This window comes from Embleya sp. NPDC008237, from assembly GCF_042956465.1.
GTDB lineage: Bacteria > Actinomycetota > Actinomycetes > Streptomycetales > Streptomycetaceae > Embleya.
Window position 1 is genome coordinate 209,450 of sequence record NZ_JBIBGL010000011.1, and the last position, 18,484, is coordinate 227,933.

An 18,484-nucleotide genomic window follows, 5' to 3' on the forward strand; every position below is an offset into this window, starting at 1 on the left:
GTGCGTCGGGGGTCGATGCACGAAGGCGCGCAAGGTGAGTGAACGCGCGGCGCGTTGACGTGCGGACACCCGGTGTACCGTCTAACGCAGCGACATCCGATCAGCACGGGCGACCGTGCCGGGCGATACCGGACAGGCAACGTACCCGGGGGCCATAAGGCGTCCGGGTCAAAAGTCGGCAGGAGGGACGGGGCGTCTGCTGCCCCGCATCGATGGACGTCAAGCGCTATTTCCGCGGGCCGGTCATGTGGATCGCGCTGGCCGTCATTGCTGTGATCCTCCTGATGCAGCTCGTCTCCTCTTCGAGCGGCTTCAAGGGTGTCGACACCGGCAAGGCGATCCAGGCGATCCAAAACGACCAGGTCAAGTCAGCCAAGCTCATCGGCGGTAACGACCAGTCACTCGAGCTCACCCTGATTCCCGGGGTGAAGGTCGACAAGCACAGCAAGATCAAGACCTCGTACATCGACGAGCAGGGCGTGGAGATCCAGCGCCTGCTCCAGTCCAAGTACGAGCAGGGCAAGATCCAGGACTCCTACACGGTCAAGCTCAGCAAGCAGAGCACGATCGTCAGCATCCTGTTCTCCCTGCTGCCGTTCGTGCTCATCGTCGTGGTCTTCCTGTTCCTGATGAATCAGATGCAGGGCGGCGGCTCCCGGGTCATGAACTTCGGGAAGTCCAAGGCCAAGCTGATCTCCAAGGACACGCCGAAGACGACCTTCGCCGACGTGGCCGGTGCGGACGAGGCGGTCGAGGAACTCCACGAGATCAAGGAGTTCCTCCAGGAGCCCGCCAAGTTCCAGGCGGTCGGCGCGAAGATCCCCAAGGGCGTGCTGCTGTACGGCCCGCCCGGAACCGGCAAGACCCTGCTCGCCCGCGCGGTCGCGGGTGAGGCCGGCGTGCCGTTCTACTCGATCTCCGGTTCCGACTTCGTCGAGATGTTCGTCGGTGTCGGTGCCTCCCGGGTGCGCGACCTGTTCGAGCAGGCCAAGGCCAACGCGCCGGCGATCGTCTTCGTCGACGAGATCGACGCGGTCGGTCGACACCGCGGCGCGGGCATGGGCGGCGGGCACGACGAACGCGAGCAGACGCTCAACCAGCTCCTGGTCGAGATGGACGGCTTCGACGTCAAGGGCGGCGTGATCCTGATCGCCGCGACCAACCGGCCCGACATCCTCGACCCGGCGCTGCTGCGTCCGGGCCGCTTCGACCGGCAGATCGCGGTCGACCGTCCCGACATGCAGGGCCGCTGGGACATCCTCAAGGTGCACGCCAAGGGCAAGCCGGTCACCGACGACATCGACCTCAAGGCGGTCGCTCGGCGTACTCCCGGGTTCACCGGTGCCGACCTCGCGAACGTGCTCAACGAGGCCGCACTGTTGACCGCCCGCGCGGACGCCAAGCTGATCGACGCGTTGGCGATGGACGAGGCGATCGACCGTGTCGTGGCCGGGCCGCAGAAGCGCACCCGGATCATGAGCGACAAGGAAAAGAAGATCACCGCGTACCACGAGGGCGGCCACGCCCTGGTGGCCCACGCGCTGCCGAACACCGACCCGGTGCACAAGATCACGATCCTGTCCCGCGGTCGCGCGCTCGGCTACACGATGGTCCTGCCCGAAGAGGACAAGTACTCCACCACGCGCAACGAGATGCTCGACCAGCTCGCCTACATGATGGGCGGGCGCGCGGCGGAGGAACTGGTCTTCCACGACCCGACCACGGGTGCCTCGAACGACATCGAGAAGGCCACCGGTCTGGCCCGCTCGATGGTCACGCAGTACGGCATGACCGAGCGGCTGGGTGCGATCAAGTTCGGCAACGACGGTGCCGAGCCCTTCCTGGGTCGTGAAATGGGTCACCAGCGCGACTACTCCGAAGAGGTCGCGGCTATCGTCGATGAAGAGGTCAAGAGGTTCATCGAGACCGCCCACAACGAAGCGTGGGAGATTCTCGTCGAGAACCGCGACGTGCTGGACAATCTGGTGCTGGAGCTGCTGGAGAAGGAGACCCTGGACAAGGCCCAGGTCGCCGAGATCTTCGCTCCGGTCACCAAGCGGCCGGCCCGTCCCGCGTGGACGGGTTCCAGCCGGCGTCAGCCGTCCAGCCGTCCCCCCGTGATGACGCCCCGCGAGCTCACGCTCTCCGGTGGCGGCAGCGACAACGGGATTCTCAACGGCGGCTCGACCTCTGCGACGGGCACCACGACGGGGTCCGGTGGGGCGGTAGCGCACCCCGAACCACCGTCCGATTCTCCGGAGAACTGAACGTGACGATCGACCCGGTCACCTTCGACGGTCGTGCCGTGGGTGAGTTCGACCAGGACCGCGCCGAGCGCGCGGTCCGGGAGCTGCTGCTCGCGGTCGGGGAGAACCCCGACCGCGAGGGTCTCAAGGACACCCCGGCCCGAGTGGCCAGGTCGTATCAGGAGATCTTCGCCGGATTGCGGCAGGATCCCGAGGACGTGCTCACCACGACCTTCGATCTCGGCCACGACGAGATGGTCCTGGTCAAGGACATCGAGGTCTACAGCACGTGCGAGCACCACCTCGTGACCTTCCACGGGGTGGCGCACGTGGGGTACATCCCGTCGGAGGACGGTCAGATCACCGGCCTGTCCAAGCTCGCGCGCCTGGTGGACGTGTACGCCAAGCGTCCGCAGGTGCAGGAGCGGCTGACCACCCAGATCGCCGACGCGCTGGTGAACATCCTGCGCCCGCGCGGGGTGATCGTGGTCGTCGAGTGCGAGCACCTGTGCATGACCATGCGCGGCATACGGAAGCCGGGTGCCCGCACCCTCACCTCCGCCGTGCGCGGCCAGTTGCTGAACGCGGCCACGCGGGCCGAGGCGATGAGCCTGATCCTGAGCCGTTAACGGCTCCACGGCGCACGGTCGCGGGCCGGCACGGCGCCGATAACAAGTCGCGACGCAGTACTCGGGGGTTGACCGGGCAGTGCCCGGTCAACCCCTACTCTGTTCCCCATGACAGCGACGACCGGCCCGCGACATCGGGCTCCCGACCGCCCACCACGGGTGCGCGGCCTGCCCGAGTTCGGCCGGTGCGCGGTCATGGGTGTGGTCAATGTGACCCCCGATTCGTTCTCCGACGGCGGCCTGTGGTTCGACTCGAAGGCCGCGATCACGCGCGGGCTCGCGCTGCTCGACCAGGGAGCCGACCTGATCGACGTGGGCGGCGAGTCGACCCGGCCGGGGGCCGGTCGGGTGGATGTGGACGAGGAATTGCGCCGGGTCGTCCCGGTGGTCCGCGAGCTGGCCTCGGCCGGTGCGGTGGTCAGCGTGGACACCACCCGGGTCGAGGTGGCGAGCGCCGCGGTCGAGGCCGGCGCCCGCCTGGTCAACGACGTCAGCGGCGGGCTCGCGGACCCGGCGATGGCCGCGTACGTGGCCGACAGCGGGGTGCCCGTGGTGGTCATGCACTGGCGTGGGCACTCGCGCGGGATGCAGGAGCGCGCGGTCTATACCGACGTGGTCGCCGAGGTGCGCACCGAGTTGGCCGAGCGGATGGAGAAGGTGATCGCGGCGGGCGTGCATCCCGATGCGATCGTGCTCGACCCCGGTCTGGGCTTCGCCAAGACGGCCGCGCACAACTGGCCGCTGCTCGCCCACCTGGACGCGCTGCACGAGCTCGGTCGTCCGCTGCTCGTGGCCGCGTCCCGCAAGACCTTCCTGGGGCGGCTGCTCGCCGCCGAGGACGGCACACTGCGTCCGCCCCGCGGACGCGACGATGCGACGGCCGCGGTCTCCGCGCTGGCCGCCGCCGCGGGCGCGTGGGCCGTCCGTGTGCACGAGGTGCCCGCTTCGCTCGACGCGGTCAAGGTGGCGGCTGCCTGGCAGGAGGCCCGATGAACCCGATTGACGACCAGACGTCGCCCGAGGCGGACGCGGTACGCGAGGTCAACCTCGCGCTGTGGACGGCGGTCGAGGAGGGCGACATCGACGCCCTCGGCGCGATCTGGGCCGACGGCCCCGACGCGCCGAGCGTGACGTGCGTGCATCCGGGTTGGCCCGCGTTGCACGGACGCGCGGAGATTCTGCGCTCGTATGCGCTGATCATGGCCAACACCGCGTACGTGCAGTTCTTCCTGACCGACGTCGAGGTCAAGCTGGCCGGCGAGGTCGCGGTGTTGTCCTGCACGGCGAACATGCTGACCGGGATGGCCGAGGAGGACGGCGGCGACGAGGCCGGGTTCGCGGGCGGCCGGGCGGTGGTCACCAACGTCTTCCGACGCACCCCCTCGGGCTGGCGGCTGTGGTTGCACCACGCGTCGCCGGTGATGGCGGAGGTCGACGCCGAAGAGGAGATCTGACCGATCCCGACCGCTTCGATGCGTCGTTCGGGTGCCTTCGAGGTACCCGGCCGAGCGAACCTGTCGGGATCGCTGGGTACATTCGTACCGCACAGAGGTGGTCCGGCCGTCGGCGCGACCGCCCCTCGACGGGTCGACAACCGACCGGTCGGGGTGCGCAGTGATGGGATAGCGCCGAGGAGGCGACTGATGCTGGACCGCGTCTCGCTGCGGGGACTGAAGGCCCGCGGCAACCATGGAGTGTTCGCGAAGGAACGCGAAGAGGGCCAGACCTTCGTCGTGGACGTCGTGCTGGGCGTGGACACCCGTCCGGCCGCGCAGTCCGACGATCTCACCCTCACGGTGCACTACGGCGAGGTCGCCGAGGACGTGGTCGGCGTGGTCCAGGGCGACCCGGTCGATCTGATCGAGACGCTCGCGCAGCGGATCGCCGACGTGTGCCTGGCCCGCCCGCTCGTGCAGGAGGTGGAAGTGATCGTGCACAAGCCCGACGCCCCGATCACCGTTCCGTTCGACGACGTGACGGTAACCATCGTGCGGGGGCGGGACCGATGACCGACACCGTCCGCGAACCCACCCGCGAACCGGCCCCGGAGCAGCCCGCCGAGACCACCGGCCGGCGTGCGCTGCCGACCTGGAGTCGGGTCGTGCTCGCGCTCGGCAGCAACCTGGGCAACCGCCTGGAGACCCTCCAGGGTGCCATCGACGAGATTGCCGACACCCCGGGCGTGAGCCTGCTGCGGGTGTCCCCGGTCTACGAGACCGACCCGGTGGGCGGCCCCGACCAGGGCACCTACTTCAACGCGGTGATCGAGGTGCGCACGCTGCTCACCCCGGATCTGATCCTGGAGCGCGCCAACTCGATCGAGGAGGCGTTCCAGCGGGTCCGGGTCGAGCGCTGGGGGCCGCGCACGCTGGACGTGGACGTGATCCGGTTCGAGGGCGTGGAGCAGGACGACCCGCACCTGACCCTGCCGCACCCGCGCGCGCACGAGCGTTCCTTCGTGCTCGCGCCGTGGCACGACATCGACCCCGAGGCGGAGGTACCGGGCCACGGCCGGGTCGCCGACCTGCTCGCGCAGGTGGGCCTCGGCGGGGTGCATCGCCGTGACGACCTGGAGTTGACCGCAGACCGATGAAGCCCACGCGCCCGCTCTTCCTGCTCGCCCTCGCGCTGGGTGCGGGCGGCATCGCGTATGCCGGAATCGACCTGTGGGACTCGCGCGGCACGCCACCCGTGGTCCCGATCCTGGCTCCGATCGTGCTCCTGTGCCTGGCCGCGATCGCGCTGGCGACCGCGTTGTCGCTGCGCTCGCGGCTGAAGGCGCAGCGCGAGCGGCGGCCGAACGCGCGCCCGGTGGATCCGCTGGTCGCCGCCCGGGCGGTGGTCTTCGCCAAGGCCGGTTCGCTGGTCGGCGCGCTCGTGGTGGGCCTGTACGGCGGCTACGCGCTCTACCTGACCGGCTTCCTGGAGGTCACCGAGCGCTCGGCCCAGGCCCAGCGCTGCGCCTTCGCCGTCGGCGCGGGCGTGCTGCTGGTCGGCGGGTGCCTGTTCCTGGAGCGGATACTGCGCATCCCCGAGGACCCCGAGGACAAGAAGGCCGGCCGGTCGGGCGCCTGAGGACCGCTCGGCCCGAGGCCGGGTCGACCTCCCCGGGAACGTCGGGAACGACGAAGTCCGGGGCGGCCGAGCCGGCCCGGCCGGCCGTCGAGGACAGAACCTCGGCCGAGGGCCGGCCCGTCACCCCTCGATGGTGTCCAGCACGACCTCGGCCAACGGGATGTCCCGCTCCTCCGCACCGACGGACCGCCGCAGGGCCTCGTGCAGCCGCGCGGGCGTGAGCACTCCCACGAACCGATCGCCGTCCACCACGGCGATCCACCCGGCGTCGTGCTGGAGCATCTCGCCGAACGCCTGCTTGAGCGAGGCGCGCACCGGCACCCACGCCTCCATCCGGCGGGCCCGGTCGCGCACCGTGCCGCCGGCCGGGCGGTCGTCCACCCACCCGTGCAGGTTGCCCGCGTCGTCGAGCACCACGGCCCAGCGCGAATCGGCCGCGCGCAGCTTCGCGAGCGCCTCGGACATCGGGTCGTCCAAGTGCACGATCGGCGGCAGTTCGAGGTCCTCGGGGGTGATCTCGGTCACCGAAAGGCGCTTGAGGCCGCGGTCCGCGCCGACGAAGTCGGCGACGTAGTCGGTGGCGGGTGCGCCGAGCACGCTGGAGGGTGTGTCGAACTGCTCGATGTGGCCGCCCATCGAGAAGACCGCCATCCGGTCGCCGAGCCGGACGGCCTCCTCGATGTCGTGCGTGACGAACAGGATCGTCTTCTTCAACTCGTCCTGGAGCCGCAGGAATTCGGTCTGCAGGCGTTCGCGCACCACCGGGTCCACGGCGCCGAACGGCTCGTCCATCAGCAGCACGGGCGGGTCCGCCGCGAGGGCGCGGGCCACGCCGACCCGCTGGCGCTGGCCGCCGGAGAGCTGGTGCGGGTAGCGATCGCCGAGTTTGCTCGGGTCCAGGCCGACCAGCTCCAGCAGTTCGACGCCGCGGGCCCGGGCCTTTTTGCGGTCCCAACCCAGCAGGCTGGGCACGGTGACGGTGTTCTCCAGCACGGTGCGGTGCGGGAACAGGCCGCCGGACTGGATCACGTAGCCCATCCGTCGGCGCAGCTTGACCGGGTCGGCCCGGGTGATGTCCTCGTCGTCCAGGAATATCTGCCCGGACGTGGGCTCGATCAGCCGGTTGACCATCTTCATCGTGGTGGTCTTGCCGCAGCCGGACGGGCCGACCAGGGTGACCAGCTCGCCCGTGGCGACCTCCAGCGACAGTTCCGCGACCGCCTCGGTGCCGTCGGGGTACCGCTTCGTGACGCGGTCGAGCCGGATCATGGGGACCCTCCGGGGGTATGGCAGGCAGCCGTGGCAGGTGTCCGGAGACCCGGTGATTCCCGACCCCCAGGGGTGGCAACGTACCCGGGTGGCCCCGTTCACACACCGGGTGTGTCCGCCGTCACGGGAATGCCCGTCCGACCGCTGGGGTACTGTCCGCCCGTGATTGTGGCCTCCGGTGACTGCCTGAAGCGCAACTCGTGGGTCTGCGGGAAGTACTTCGACGAGTACTCCGGGGAGATCACCACCGCGTTGCGCGAACACATCCATCTGACCGTCGTGTCGGTGACGATCGGTCTGCTCGTCGCGTTCCCGATGGCCCTGGCTGCCCGGCGTTGGCGATTGACCGGGAGCGTGCTGCTCGGTTCGACCACGATCCTTTACACGATTCCCTCGCTGGCGATGTTCGCGATTCTGCAGCCGTTCACGGGCTTGACCGAGACGACGGTCATCATCGGTCTGGTGCTGTACTCGCTGACCATCCTGGTGCGCAACATGCTGGCCGGTCTGCAATCGGTGCCGCCGGATGTGGTGGAGGCGGCGAAGGGGATGGGCTACGGGCCCGGACGGTTGTTGTTCCAGGTCGAACTCCCGCTCGCGCTGCCCGCGATCATGGCCGGCGTCCGGGTCGCCACGGTGTCCACCATCGCGCTCACCACGGTCGGTGCGATCGTCGGCTCGGGCGGGTTGGGCAACCTGATCTACAAGGGCATCGACACGCTCTTCAAGGCGCAGGTGCTGACCGCATCGGTGTTGTGCGTCGTGCTGGCGATCGTGGCCGACCTGCTGTTGCTAGGCGTACAGCGGCTGTTGACCCCGTGGGAGCGGGCCGGTGGGCGCAAGCGGCGGTTGCCGGCGGTGCCCGCGCCGACGGCGGAGGTCGACCTGAAGGCGGAGGCCGCGGCGTGAACGTACTCGGCGATGCCTGGGACTGGTTGGCCGACGGCGCGAACTGGAGCGGCGAGAGCGGGGTGTGGAATCGGCTCGTCGAGCACATCGTGCTCACCGTGGTGTGCGTGCTGATCGCGGTCGCCATCGCGCTGCCGGTCGCACTGTGGTTGGGGCACCTGGGCAAGGGCGGCGCGCTGGCGATCAACATCTCCAACGTCGGGCGGGCGATTCCGACGTTCGCGGTGCTGGTGCTGCTCGGGCTGAGCCCGATCGGCATGGGCGACACCGCGACGATCATCGCGCTCGTGCTGTTCGCCATCCCACCGGTGCTCACCAACGCGTACGTCGGCATGCGCGGGGTGGACCGGGACGTGGTCGAGGCGTCGCGCGGCATGGGTATGACGGGCGGGCAGATGTTGTTCCGCGTCGAGTTGCCCCTGGCACTTCCGTTGATCATGACGGGAATTCGAACGTGTGCCGTTCAGGTTGTTGCCACCGCAACACTCGCGGCGCTCGTCGCGGGGGGCGGTCTCGGGCGCATCGTCACGGCCGGTTTCGACCTGCAGGACAACGGTCAAGTGGTGGCGGGGGCGATCCTCGTGGCCGCGTTGGCTCTGGTGGTGGAAGGCCTGTTCGCGCTCGTGCAGCGGTTCACGGCCCGGACACCGCGTGGCGGTGTGACCTCGTGAGAACGGAAAGGGCGGTGCATCGCGTGCTTATACGGCGCGGCAAGACGGGCATGACGGTCGGTGTGGCGGCAGGGCTCTCCCTGGTGTTTCTGGTCGGCGCGACAGGGTGTTCGTCCTCGGACGACGACAAGACGGTGGTCGGCTCGGCCGGTTTCACCGAGTCGGAGATCCTGGCGCAGATGTACAAACAGTTGCTCGACAAGGGCGGGGTGAAGGCGAGCATCAAGACGGTCAAGAACCGTGAGCTCTACGAACCCGAGCTGGAGAAGGGCAAGATCGCGGTCGTGCCGGAGTACGCGGCGACGATGGCGGAGTTCCTGAACCGCAAGAAGAACGGTCCGGACGCCGCACCGGTCGCCTCGCCGGACGTGGCGGCCACGGTCGCCGCGCTGAACACGCTCGCGGGCCCGGCCGGGCTCAAGTCCGGTACCCCGTCGCAGGCGGTGGACCAGAACGCGTTCGCGGTGACCAAGGACTTCGCCGCGAAGAACAACCTGAAGACTCTTTCCGATCTGGGCAAGGCCGGCATCGAGGTGAAGATCGCGGCGGGCGAGGAGTGCAAGACGCGCCCGTTCTGCGCGCCGGGCCTGGAGAAGACCTACGGCATCAAGGTCGGCGGCGTGGACCCGCTCGGCGTCGGTACGACCGCCGCCAAGCAGGCGGTCAAGGACGGCAAGGACCAACTGGTCCTGACCACCTCCACGGACGCCACGCTCGACCAATTCGGCCTGGTCGTCCTCACCGACGACAAGAAGTTGCAGAACGCCGACAACGTTCTCCCCGTGGTCAATTCCGGCAAGGCCGACAAGATCCTGCCGCTGGTCGACAAGCTCGCCCCGATCCTCACCACCGAGGATCTGACCGCGCTCAACAAGCAGGTCGACGAGGACCGCAAGAAGCCGGCCGACGTCGCCAAGGCCTACCTGAAGTCCAAGAACCTGATCTGATCGCCGAATTGGCGACGGTGAATTCTCAGAGGCCGGGGTAACACTCGACGCCGGCCGGGCAGTTCGAATAGCCCGGCCGGCGTTCGAGGTCGAATCGGCCCGGCCGCGTTCGAGGCCGGCCCAACCGAGTTCCTTCCACGGAAAGCAAAAAACCCGCGCCCACGGCAACCCCCGCACCGAGGGGAAGGCCGTATCGCGCTAACGTCTGGTGCATGCCACGTGGACGCCATCGCTCGGTCTCGACCGCCACACGCATATCCCTGCTTGCCGCCATATGCGCGCCGGCGCTCGTCGCCGTCGTCCTGGCGGTCGTTGCGGGAGGTGCGACCACACTTCGACTTGCCGTGCTGCTCGGTGTGTTGTCCGCCGCCGGCGCGATCGCGTGGGTGGTTCGCGGGAGCACCGCACACCACCGACGGATGGCCGAGGAGAGCATCGCCCGGCGTCGGGAACGCGAGCGCATGGCGGACGAGTTGCGCGCCGCGGTCGAGCGGGCCGACGAACAGGAACTCGCCGCGGTGCAGGCCGGCGAACTGGCCGCCGCCCACCTGGTGTCGCGTCCGCAGCGGCTGACCCCGGACCTGTTCGCGCGTGGTGCGGCGGTGTTGGACCTGCTGGACCGCCGGGGCGGCGAGGTACGTCCCACGGCTCCCTCCATCGTCCCGGCCGTGCGCCGGCCGCCCGTGTCCGCGCCGGACCTGGTCCCGGCCTACGCGGCCTCGGTCTTCGGCCCGCCGACGCGCTCCGCTGCGCACCCCGCTTCGCGGGGGCGGGCCGAGGTCGCCACCGCAGCGGAGCGGCCCACCGTCGCAGCGCACACCGCGGCACCCTCCCCCGCACGGCCGGAATCCGAAGCCGCGCGCTCGGCCGCGCGGGCCGGGTCCGAGGTTGGTGCCGGGACGGGGTCGACTGCCGCGACGCCGGGCACTTCGGCCGCCGCCACTCGTTCCGCCGCCCAGGCCGGGTCCGAGGCCGGCGCCGAGGTCGGGTCGACCGCCGGGGTGCGTCCCGCCGCGCCGATCGCGCCGCCTGCGGAGCTCAGCCGGAGCGTCGCCCGCGCGGCCGGCGGAGCGACCGCGGAGAGGGCCCCCGAGGCGCCCTCGACGGAAGTCACCCCGGCCGACTCCACCACCGTGCCCTCGCTCGCGAAACCACCCGTGCCCGACATCGCCCCGCCCGGCGCTTCGGCCCCCGCCGCCGCGCCCACGCAGGCGCCCACACCCGCCTTCGCTTCGCCGGCGCCCGCCGCCACGCCCGAGCCCGAGGGCGAGCCCGCGTCCGCGGCCCTCGCGCCGGCCGGCGCGACCGCGCCCACACCCGCCGAGCCGACCGCGCTCGGCCCCGTGTCCGATACCGCCGAGGTCACCCGGATGGTTCGGGACAAGGTGCTGGAGGTGACTCGCCGCGTGGCCGGCTCCGGGGCCTCCGGGCGGTTCGACTTCTTCGCGCCGCGCGCCGCCCTGGCCGATCCCGAGGCGACCGGCTTCCTGACCGACGAGCTGTTCGGCTCGGACGCGCACTACGACGCGCTCGTCGCCGGGCGCCCGCACGGGGACGAGATCGAGCCGGCCGAGGCGATGTCCGCCCCGGACGCGGCCGTGGACGACATCGAGGCCGATCGGCTCGCCGACCCGGTGCCCACCGAGCAGGCGCCGACCGCTCAGCCGGCTCCGGTGCACCGCGGGCAGGGCGTACGGTTCGCGCCCAGCGAATCCGACCGGGCCCGTCCGGGCGCGCCACGGCCCAAGCCGCTGCCGGTGGACCTCACCGCACACGACGACACCGAGGAGATCCCCCGGATCGACATCCGCAAGCACGCCTGACCCGGCCGGCACCCCGCCCGACCGCCGACCGGCGTCCGAGGTGTCACTTGTCGATGTCGCCCACGACGAAGAAGAGCGACCCCAGGATCGCCACCATGTCCGCGATCAGGCAGCCCGGCAGCAGCTCGGTCAGCACCTGCACGTTGTTGTAGGACGCCGAGCGCAGCTTGAGACGCCACGGGGTCTTCTCGCCCCGGGAGACCAGGTAGTAGCCGTTCAGGCCGAGCGGGTTCTCGGTCCACGCGTAGGTGTGGCCCTCGGGCGCCTTGAGCACCTTCGGCAGCCGCAGGTTCACCGGACCCTGCGGGAGGTCGTCGAGTCGGTCGCAGCACGCGTCGGCGAGGTCCAGGCTCACGTGTACCTGCTCCAGCAGGCACTCGAACCGGGCCAGGCAGTCGCCCTCCTCGCGGGTGACCACGCGCAGCACGTCGGCCAGCTCGCCGTAGGCCAGATACGGCTCGTCCCGGCGCAGGTCGAAGTCGACCCCCGAGGCCCGCGCGATCGGACCGCTGACCCCGTACGCGGCCACCAGGGCCGGTGTCAGCACCCCCACGCCCCGGGTGCGGGCGCGGAAGATCTCGTTGCCCGAGACCAGGCCGTCCAGCCCGGCCAGCCGCGTGCGCACGGTAGCGACCGCGTGCCGCACCCGCCCGGTCCAGCCCGCCGGCAGATCCTCCTTGAGCCCGCCGACCCGGTTGAACATGAAGTGCATCCGGCCGCCGGAGATCTCCTCCATCACCGCCTGGATCTCCTCGCGCTCGCGGAACGCGTGGAAGATCGGGGTGATCGCACCCAGCTCCAACGGATACGAGCCGAGGAACATCAGATGGTTGAGCACCCGGTTCAGCTCGGCGAGCAGGGTCCGTGCCCACACCGCGCGCTGCGGCACCTCCATGCCCAGCATGCGCTCCACCGCGAGCACCACGCCCAGCTCGTTCGCGAACGCGCTCAACCAGTCGTGCCGGTTCGCGAGCATCACGATCTGCCGGTAGTCGCGCACCTCGAAGAGCTTCTCCGCACCGCGGTGCATATAGCCGACGATCGGCTCGGCGGAGAGGATCCGCTCGCCGTCGAGGACGAGTCGCAACCTCAGCACGCCGTGCGTGGAGGGGTGCTGGGGCCCGATGTTGAGCACCATGTCGGTCGTGTCGAGCTGGTCGGCGCCGATACCCACGCCCACGGTCCTGGCGGTCATGGACCCTGAGTCTGCCAGTAGTCGTGTGCTCCTTCGCACCCTTGTATGCCCACCTGGGAAGGTTGCCCCTATGAAACCGGCCGATGACGCCCTGGCTCCGCCCGACCTCGACTGGCTGGCCGTCTCGGAGCAGCTGTACCGGATGCGCCGCGCCCTGCTGCTCGCCGGCTGTGTGCTGCTCGCCGTGCTCGCCGGCGGTCCGCTCGGTTGGTTCGTGGCCTGGTGGGCGGGCGCGGTGGTGGTGCTCGCCTGCGTCGGGGCGGGTGCCTGGGGCCTGCCGGCGATCCGGCGCAACCAGCGCTCGTGGCGCTACGCGGAGCGGGCCGACGACCTGCTGATCGCGCACGGCGTGCTGTTTCGCCGGCTGGTGGTGGTGCCGTACGGGCGGATGCAGTTCGTGGACGTCGAGGCGGGCCCGCTGGAGCGCCGATTCGGCATCGCCACGGTGACCCTGCACACCGCATCGGCATCCTCGGACGCGGTCGTGCGCGGCCTGCCGCCGGCCGAGGCCGCGCGGCTGCGCGATCGGCTCGCGGCGCTGGGCGAGGCCCGATCGGCGGGGCTGTGAGCACCGGGGTCGAGCGGCCGGTCGGCGGCGTCGGCGAGCCGCGCCGACTGCACCCGCTGACCCCGCCCGCCCGTGGCTGGGTGGTGATCGCCGCCTGCCTGGGTGTGGTCGTGCACAACGTCAACTCCGGGTGGGCGACCCCGAGTCGGCTGATGATCGGGCTCGCCGTGGTGGTGCCGCTCGCGTTCGGCTACGGCTACGTCTCGTGGTGGTTCACCACGTTCCGGATCGAGGGCGACGACCTGCGGCTGGATTCGGGAGTGCTGTTCCGCCGGACCCGGCACGTGCGGTTGTCCCGGCTCCAGGCGGTGGACATCGTCCGCCCGCTGGCCGCCCGGCTGTTCGGGCTCGCCGAGTTGCAACTCCAGGTCGCCGGCGGGGACAAGGCCGAGGCGAGCCTGTCGTACCTGGCCGAGGCGGACGCGCAGAAGCTGCGTGCCGAGCTGCTCGCGCGTGCGGCGGGGGTGCACCCGGACGTGGGGGAGGCGCCCGAACAGGCACTGGTGTCGGTGCCGCTGTCGGCGGTGGTCGGCTCGGTGCTGCTCTCGGTCGGCACCTGGGCCGCGCTCGCGCCCAGCGTGGCGGTGGTGGTCCTGGCCTTCGCGCTGCACGCGCCCGCCTTCGTGTTCGGGTCGGTGCCGCTGTTCCTGGCCGCGTGGCAGTTCACCGCCGGGCGGGTGATCCGGAATTTCGACTTCACCGTGGCCCGCTCGCCGGACGGTCTGCGGTTGCGGCACGGCCTGCTCGAACAGCGGCATCAGACGGTGCCGCCCGGCCGGGTCCAGGCGGTGCGGATCGTGCAGCCGTGGTTGTGGCGGCTGCGCGGCTGGGTCCGGGTCGAGATCAACGTGGCCGGCTACGGCGGCAAGGACACGGACAACAAGGAGACGATCCTGCTGCCGGTCGCGCCGCGCGCGGTCGCCCACGGGCTGCTCGGACAGATCCTGCCGGGCGTCGACATCGACGCGGTCGAGCTGATCCCGGCGCCGCGTCGGGCCCGATGGCACGATCCCGTCGGCTGGTCGGCATACGCCTACGGCGCCGACACCGAGGTGTTCGTGGCGCGCAGCGGCCGGTTCCACCGGATCCTGGACGTGATCCCGCACGCGAAGGTGCAGAGCGTGCGGCGGACCCAGGGGCCGTGGGAGCGCCGGCTCGGCCTGGCCACCGTGCACCTGGACTCCACGCCGGGTCCGGTACACGTCAAGGCGGCCCGACGGGACGCGGCCGAGGCGCACGCGATGGTCGCCGAACAGGCCGAACGCTCGCGTACCGGCCGTCGCGAGGCGGGTGCGGAGCGCTGGATCGCACCCGCATCTGACAGTTCGTCAGGTTCCGCCTCTTCCCTCGGCGAGGGCGCCGGTTAATATCTGACGCATCGTCATATTCGCAGGGAGGCAGCGATGAGTCAGGTCGAGTCGAAGGGTGGGGCCCCGCTCGCAGGGGTGCGCATCATCGAGTGTTCGATGCTGGGGCCGGCCGCGATCACCTCGTCGTTGGTGGACCTGGGCGCCGAGGTGATCAAGATCGAGCCGCCGCAGGGCGACTACATCCGGGACATGACGTGGCCGATCGTGGAGGGCACGTCACTGATGCACCTGCACGTCAACCGCGGCAAGAGGTCACTGGTCCTGGACCTGCGCAAGCCGGAGGCGATCGAGACCTTCAAGGCGCTGGTCAAGGACGCCGACGCGGTGATCGAGGCGATGCGGCCGGGCGGACTGGCCCGACGCGGGATCGGCTACGAGGACCTGAAGAAGATCAACCCCCGGATCGTGTTCTGCACGATCTCGGGCTACGGCGCCACCGGCCCCTACCGGGACATGCCCAGCCACGGCGTCGCCTACGACACCTGGGCCGGCGTGGTGAAGCCGGCGATCGACGAGGACGGCTTCCCGTACCTGCCCGAGCACGCCTCGATCGGTATCCACGCCGGCCCGATGTTCGGCGCGCTCGGTGTGCTCGCGGGCATCATCCGCGCCCGGGCCACGGGCGAGGGCAGCGTGATCGACATCGCCCAGTCGGACGCGGCCGCGTCGATGGACTGGCTGCGCAGCGAGACCTGGAAGGCGTACGAGCGCCCGGAGTCCGAGGTGACCGGCAACAAGTCGGACAACTACGAGCGGCGTGCGCCCGGGACCGGTGGCATGGAGAAGGGTGTCCGCTACCAGATCTACGCGACCAAGGACGATCGGCACGTGCTGTTCATGGCGTCCGAGCAGTCGTTGTGGAAGAACTTCTGCGAGGCGGTGGACCGCGCCGACCTGTTCGAGCGCTGGCCCGGCTCCAAGTACGCGGACCACGCGGTCGGCAACGTCGAACTGCGCGGCATTCTGCGGGACATCTTCGCGACCCGGACCGCGCGCGAGTGGATCGAGTTCGGCAACGAGGCGAACACGCCGATCGCGCCGGTGAACACGCCGCAGACGATCGCCGAGGACCCGCAGTTCCAGCACCGCTTCCCGTGGATCGGGCAGGACCGGCTCGGTGCGGAGCAGTTGCCGTCGCCGATCAAGTTCGTCGGCGAGTCCCTGCCCGTCCCGGAGCGGGCACCCACGGTCGGGCAGCACAGTGCGGCCGTGCTCGCGGACCTGTTGGGGTACGACGAGGCCCGGATCGCCGAGCTTCGGGCGGCCGGCGTCCTCGGCGAGAGCTGACGGCGACCCGAGCCCGGCCGGGTCTGCCGGGTGGTGGCCCCGAGCGCCGGCCGGGCCGGGTCGGCTTCGGCGGGTTGGCGGCCTCGTGCGTCGGCCCGGTGGGGTGGTCCCGAGCGCCGGCCGGGCCGAACGGCGGCCTCGAACGCCGGCGGGGCCGGGTGGCTCGGGTCGGCTGGTGCTTCGTGCGTCGGCCGGTTCGAGTGCCGGCCCCGTCGACGGTCGCCCGGTTCAGGGGTGGAGTTGTTCGGGGACCGGCATCCGCACGCCCTGGGCCAGCCAGTGGAAGTCGCCCAGGCCGCCGCGGGCGGTGAGTTCGCCGGCCTCGCCCGCGTCGCGCAGGCCGGCCAGGTAGGCGGTGGGGTCGGTGCGGGCCAGTTCGTAGGGTGGGCGGTGGGCGGTCAGGCCCAGCGCGCGCAACGCGTGTCGTTGGCTGGTCAGGACCGTGTCCCGCGCCCCCGCCGCCTCGCCCGCCGCCGCCACCGCGTCCATCGCGACATGGCAGGTCACGTCGCAGGTGCCGTCCGGAACCGGCGGCACCTGCCGGCCCTGCCGATACCCGGTGAGCGAGCCGTACGACGGACGCCCGCCGGACAGGTGCCCGTAGTCGATCGCCACCGCGACCCCGCGCTCCAGACGCTCGATCGCGTGCGCCCACGCGGCGTCCCGGGGCTCGCCGATCTCGGCCCGCGTGCCCGGCTCCGCGCCGACCAGCGGCCACCAGCGATCCAGCCAGCGCGCGTCCCGATCGCGGGTGGCCGCACCCAGCCGCTCCTCCCCGGTGCGCACGTCCACCTCGACCACCCGGGGCACGCCGTGTTCGTCCACCTCCGCGACGTCGGCGGGGACGTTGTCCAGCCACTCGTTGGCGATCAGCAGCGCGGTCCGGCCCGGGGGCGTCTCCGGCTCCCAGCCGATCGACGGCGGCAACGCCTCCGGCCGGCCGGCGATGTCCACGCCGATCAGCTCCAGGTGCGGGGTGACCCGGCGCAGCGCGACCAGCAACTCGCCGCGCCCGGCGCCCACGTCCACGATCGTGTCGAGACCGGCGGTGCGCGCGAGCTCGGCCAGTGCGCGGGCGAACAGCGGGGAGGCGTGTACCGAGGTGCGGAAATGCCCGGCGGGGCCCTCGGCCCGGCGGTAGAAGCCCTCGGCTCCGTACAACGCCCGACGGGTGGCTTCCTTCCAGGTCAGCCGTCGTTCCATCGCTCCCGACGGTACCGGCCCGAGATCGCCGCCGTGCGAGCGAGGTCGGTCCGTGCCGGTCCGTCCGGCCTGCGGACGGCCGGATGTGCCCGTCTACCCTGCCTGTGTGCACCACCTGTACGCCTGGCTCCGCGGACGCCCCCTGCTCGTGGACGGAGCGTGGGCGCTGCTGCTGCTCATGTTCGGCCTGTTCGAGGTGATCATCGACCAGCCCGGCCCGCCCGACGTCCCGCATCTGATCGCGCTCGGCACGATGTCGCTCGTGCTGTTGATCCGGCGGCGCCTGCCCACCCACGCGCTGGTGGTCACCCTCGCGATCGGGATCTTCCAGCTCTTCGACGACATACCGCCCGGTCTGGAAGCGCTCGCCATGCCCGCGATCGCCTACAGCGCCGCCGCCTACAGCCCGCGCTGGGCCTCGCGCTCGGCGCTCGTCGGCGGAGTGCTCGCGCCGATCGCGGCGATGCTGCGCTGGTGGGACAACCCGGATGTGCCGACCACCGGCATCGTCTTCTTCACGCTGCTGCTGATGGGCCCGTTCGTGATCGCGTGGGTGCTGGGCGATTCGATGCGCACCCGGCGGGCGTACTACGTCGAGCTGGAGGACCGGGCCGACCGGCTGGAGCGCGAGCGGGACCAGCAGGCGCAGATCGCCGCGGCGAGCGAGCGGGCCCGGATCGCCCGCGAGTTGCACGACGTGGTCGCGCACAACGTGTCGGTGATGGTGGTGCAGGCCGACGGCGCGGCATACGCGCTGGACGGCGCGCCCGAGCTGACCCGTGAGGCGCTCGGCACGATCTCCGCCACCGGACGCGAGGCGCTCGCCGAGATGCGCCGACTGCTGGGCGTGCTGCGCGCCCAGAACGAGGGCGACGCCTACGTCCCGCAACCGGGCGTCGAGCAGCTGGAAGACCTCCTGGAGCGGGTGCGCAGCGCGGGCCTGGCGGTCGACCTGACCGTCGAGGGGGTGCCGGTCGAACTGTCCCAGGGCGTCGCGTTGACCGTGTACCGGATCGTTCAGGAGGCGCTGACCAACACCCGCAAGCACGGTGGGCCGAACGTCAAGGCGCTGGTGCGGCTGCGCTACCTGGGCGAGGACGTCGAACTGCACGTCGGCGACGACGGTCGGGGCGCCGCGGCTCCCGGCGACGGGATGGGGCACGGCCTGGTCGGCATGGGCGAGCGGGTCGCCCTGTTCGGCGGCCGGCTGGAGACCGGGCCCCGGTCGGGCGGCGGCTGGCAGGTCCTGGCCCGGTTGCCGGTACGCCCGGGGGAGGGCGTCTGAGCGCCCC

Annotated in this window: 18 protein-coding genes; 15 read left to right on the top strand and 3 right to left on the bottom strand. The window is 71.1% G+C overall.

Annotation, left to right across the window (positions count from 1 at the left end):
- Positions 1 to 212 precede the first annotated feature (212 nt).
- From ftsH to ACFZBU_RS27920, 7 genes are all read left to right on the top strand, one after another.
- Positions 213 to 2,267: an ATP-dependent zinc metalloprotease FtsH gene (gene ftsH / locus ACFZBU_RS27890; RefSeq protein WP_391586411.1), complete on the top strand. Its 2,055-nt coding sequence runs from the start codon at positions 213 to 215 to the stop codon at positions 2,265 to 2,267.
- Positions 2,268 to 2,269: 2 nt separating this feature from the next.
- Positions 2,270 to 2,875 carry a GTP cyclohydrolase I FolE gene (folE, locus tag ACFZBU_RS27895; protein WP_020549572.1) on the top strand — a complete coding sequence of 202 codons (606 nt, stop codon included), beginning with the start codon at positions 2,270 to 2,272 and terminating at the stop codon, positions 2,873 to 2,875.
- A 108-nt stretch (positions 2,876 to 2,983) separates the two neighbouring features.
- Positions 2,984 to 3,868: a dihydropteroate synthase gene (gene folP / locus ACFZBU_RS27900; protein ID WP_391586412.1), complete on the top strand. Its 885-nt coding sequence runs from the start codon at positions 2,984 to 2,986 to the stop codon at positions 3,866 to 3,868.
- On the top strand, positions 3,865 to 4,329 hold the full coding sequence (locus ACFZBU_RS27905; RefSeq protein ID WP_391586413.1) for a nuclear transport factor 2 family protein: 465 nt from the start codon (positions 3,865 to 3,867) through the stop codon (positions 4,327 to 4,329). Before folP ends, ACFZBU_RS27905 begins: the two co-directional genes overlap by 4 nt.
- Positions 4,330 to 4,521: 192 nt before the next feature.
- On the top strand, positions 4,522 to 4,884 hold the full coding sequence (folB, locus tag ACFZBU_RS27910) for a dihydroneopterin aldolase (protein WP_391586564.1): 363 nt from the start codon (positions 4,522 to 4,524) through the stop codon (positions 4,882 to 4,884).
- Positions 4,881 to 5,468, top strand: coding sequence for a 2-amino-4-hydroxy-6-hydroxymethyldihydropteridine diphosphokinase (folK, locus tag ACFZBU_RS27915; protein WP_391586414.1), 588 nt, complete (start codon positions 4,881 to 4,883; stop codon positions 5,466 to 5,468). Before folB ends, folK begins: the two co-directional genes overlap by 4 nt.
- Positions 5,465 to 5,950: a DUF3180 domain-containing protein gene (locus ACFZBU_RS27920; RefSeq protein ID WP_391586415.1), complete on the top strand. Its 486-nt coding sequence runs from the start codon at positions 5,465 to 5,467 to the stop codon at positions 5,948 to 5,950. Before folK ends, ACFZBU_RS27920 begins: the two co-directional genes overlap by 4 nt.
- A gap of 120 nt (positions 5,951 to 6,070) precedes the next feature.
- On the opposite strand, the gene ACFZBU_RS27925 is transcribed toward ACFZBU_RS27920, so the two are convergent.
- Positions 6,071 to 7,219: an ABC transporter ATP-binding protein gene (locus ACFZBU_RS27925; protein ID WP_391586416.1), complete on the bottom strand. Its 1,149-nt coding sequence runs from the start codon at positions 7,217 to 7,219 to the stop codon at positions 6,071 to 6,073.
- A gap of 168 nt (positions 7,220 to 7,387) precedes the next feature.
- On the opposite strand from ACFZBU_RS27925, the gene ACFZBU_RS27930 reads away from it, so the two are divergent.
- The 4 genes from ACFZBU_RS27930 to ACFZBU_RS27945 all read left to right on the top strand — a co-directional run bounded on the left by ACFZBU_RS27930 (position 7,388) and on the right by ACFZBU_RS27945 (position 11,569).
- Positions 7,388 to 8,128, top strand: coding sequence for an ABC transporter permease (locus ACFZBU_RS27930; protein WP_391586565.1), 741 nt, complete (start codon positions 7,388 to 7,390; stop codon positions 8,126 to 8,128).
- Positions 8,125 to 8,799 (top strand): ABC transporter permease, encoded by a 675-nt coding sequence (locus tag ACFZBU_RS27935; RefSeq protein WP_391586417.1) that lies wholly within the window; start codon positions 8,125 to 8,127, stop codon positions 8,797 to 8,799. Before ACFZBU_RS27930 ends, ACFZBU_RS27935 begins: the two co-directional genes overlap by 4 nt.
- A gap of 50 nt (positions 8,800 to 8,849) precedes the next feature.
- Positions 8,850 to 9,746: an ABC transporter substrate-binding protein gene (locus ACFZBU_RS27940; RefSeq protein ID WP_391586566.1), complete on the top strand. Its 897-nt coding sequence runs from the start codon at positions 8,850 to 8,852 to the stop codon at positions 9,744 to 9,746.
- Between the two features lie 212 nt (positions 9,747 to 9,958).
- Positions 9,959 to 11,569, top strand: a complete 1,611-nt coding sequence (locus ACFZBU_RS27945) for a hypothetical protein (protein WP_391586418.1) — start codon at positions 9,959 to 9,961, stop codon at positions 11,567 to 11,569.
- A 43-nt stretch (positions 11,570 to 11,612) separates the two neighbouring features.
- Here the strand turns inward: ACFZBU_RS27945 and ACFZBU_RS27950 are convergent, their stop codons facing one another.
- Positions 11,613 to 12,764, bottom strand: coding sequence for an NADH-quinone oxidoreductase subunit D (locus ACFZBU_RS27950; protein ID WP_391586419.1), 1,152 nt, complete (start codon positions 12,762 to 12,764; stop codon positions 11,613 to 11,615).
- A 70-nt stretch (positions 12,765 to 12,834) separates the two neighbouring features.
- On the opposite strand from ACFZBU_RS27950, the gene ACFZBU_RS27955 reads away from it, so the two are divergent.
- The 3 genes from ACFZBU_RS27955 to ACFZBU_RS27965 are packed head-to-tail and all read left to right on the top strand — an operon-like array spanning position 12,835 to position 15,989.
- Complete coding sequence (locus ACFZBU_RS27955; protein WP_391586420.1) at positions 12,835 to 13,332, top strand: PH domain-containing protein; 498 nt, start codon at positions 12,835 to 12,837, stop codon at positions 13,330 to 13,332.
- Complete coding sequence (locus ACFZBU_RS27960) at positions 13,329 to 14,699, top strand: PH domain-containing protein (protein ID WP_391586421.1); 1,371 nt, start codon at positions 13,329 to 13,331, stop codon at positions 14,697 to 14,699. The genes ACFZBU_RS27955 and ACFZBU_RS27960 overlap by 4 nt, the downstream gene beginning before the upstream one ends.
- Before the next feature lie 36 nt (positions 14,700 to 14,735).
- On the top strand, positions 14,736 to 15,989 hold the full coding sequence (locus ACFZBU_RS27965) for a CaiB/BaiF CoA transferase family protein (RefSeq protein ID WP_391586422.1): 1,254 nt from the start codon (positions 14,736 to 14,738) through the stop codon (positions 15,987 to 15,989).
- A 228-nt stretch (positions 15,990 to 16,217) separates the two neighbouring features.
- On the opposite strand, the gene ACFZBU_RS27970 is transcribed toward ACFZBU_RS27965, so the two are convergent.
- Positions 16,218 to 17,192: an SAM-dependent methyltransferase gene (locus tag ACFZBU_RS27970; RefSeq protein WP_391586423.1), complete on the bottom strand. Its 975-nt coding sequence runs from the start codon at positions 17,190 to 17,192 to the stop codon at positions 16,218 to 16,220.
- Positions 17,193 to 17,298: 106 nt separating this feature from the next.
- On the opposite strand from ACFZBU_RS27970, the gene ACFZBU_RS27975 reads away from it, so the two are divergent.
- The gene (locus tag ACFZBU_RS27975) at positions 17,299 to 18,477 is read left to right on the top strand and encodes a sensor histidine kinase (protein WP_391586424.1); all 1,179 of its coding nucleotides are present in this window, start codon (positions 17,299 to 17,301) and stop codon (positions 18,475 to 18,477) included.
- Positions 18,478 to 18,484 lie beyond the last annotated feature (7 nt).

What these genes read in the sequence shown, in the direction of transcription:
- ACFZBU_RS27945 (WP_391586418.1), top strand. Translation starts at nt 9,959, where the DNA reads ATGCCACGTGGACGCCATCGCTCGGTCTCGACCGCCACACGCATATCC.
- folK (WP_391586414.1), top strand. Translation starts at nt 4,881, where the DNA reads ATGACCGACACCGTCCGCGAACCCACCCGCGAACCGGCCCCGGAGCAG.
- ftsH (WP_391586411.1), top strand. Translation starts at nt 213, where the DNA reads ATGGACGTCAAGCGCTATTTCCGCGGGCCGGTCATGTGGATCGCGCTG.
- ACFZBU_RS27950 (WP_391586419.1), bottom strand. Translation starts at nt 12,764, where the DNA reads ATGACCGCCAGGACCGTGGGCGTGGGTATCGGCGCCGACCAGCTCGAC.
- folP (WP_391586412.1), top strand. Translation starts at nt 2,984, where the DNA reads ATGACAGCGACGACCGGCCCGCGACATCGGGCTCCCGACCGCCCACCA.
- ACFZBU_RS27920 (WP_391586415.1), top strand. Translation starts at nt 5,465, where the DNA reads ATGAAGCCCACGCGCCCGCTCTTCCTGCTCGCCCTCGCGCTGGGTGCG.
- ACFZBU_RS27940 (WP_391586566.1), top strand. Translation starts at nt 8,850, where the DNA reads ATGACGGTCGGTGTGGCGGCAGGGCTCTCCCTGGTGTTTCTGGTCGGC.
- ACFZBU_RS27925 (WP_391586416.1), bottom strand. Translation starts at nt 7,219, where the DNA reads ATGATCCGGCTCGACCGCGTCACGAAGCGGTACCCCGACGGCACCGAG.
- ACFZBU_RS27965 (WP_391586422.1), top strand. Translation starts at nt 14,736, where the DNA reads ATGAGTCAGGTCGAGTCGAAGGGTGGGGCCCCGCTCGCAGGGGTGCGC.
- ACFZBU_RS27955 (WP_391586420.1), top strand. Translation starts at nt 12,835, where the DNA reads ATGAAACCGGCCGATGACGCCCTGGCTCCGCCCGACCTCGACTGGCTG.
- ACFZBU_RS27970 (WP_391586423.1), bottom strand. Translation starts at nt 17,192, where the DNA reads ATGGAACGACGGCTGACCTGGAAGGAAGCCACCCGTCGGGCGTTGTAC.
- ACFZBU_RS27905 (WP_391586413.1), top strand. Translation starts at nt 3,865, where the DNA reads ATGAACCCGATTGACGACCAGACGTCGCCCGAGGCGGACGCGGTACGC.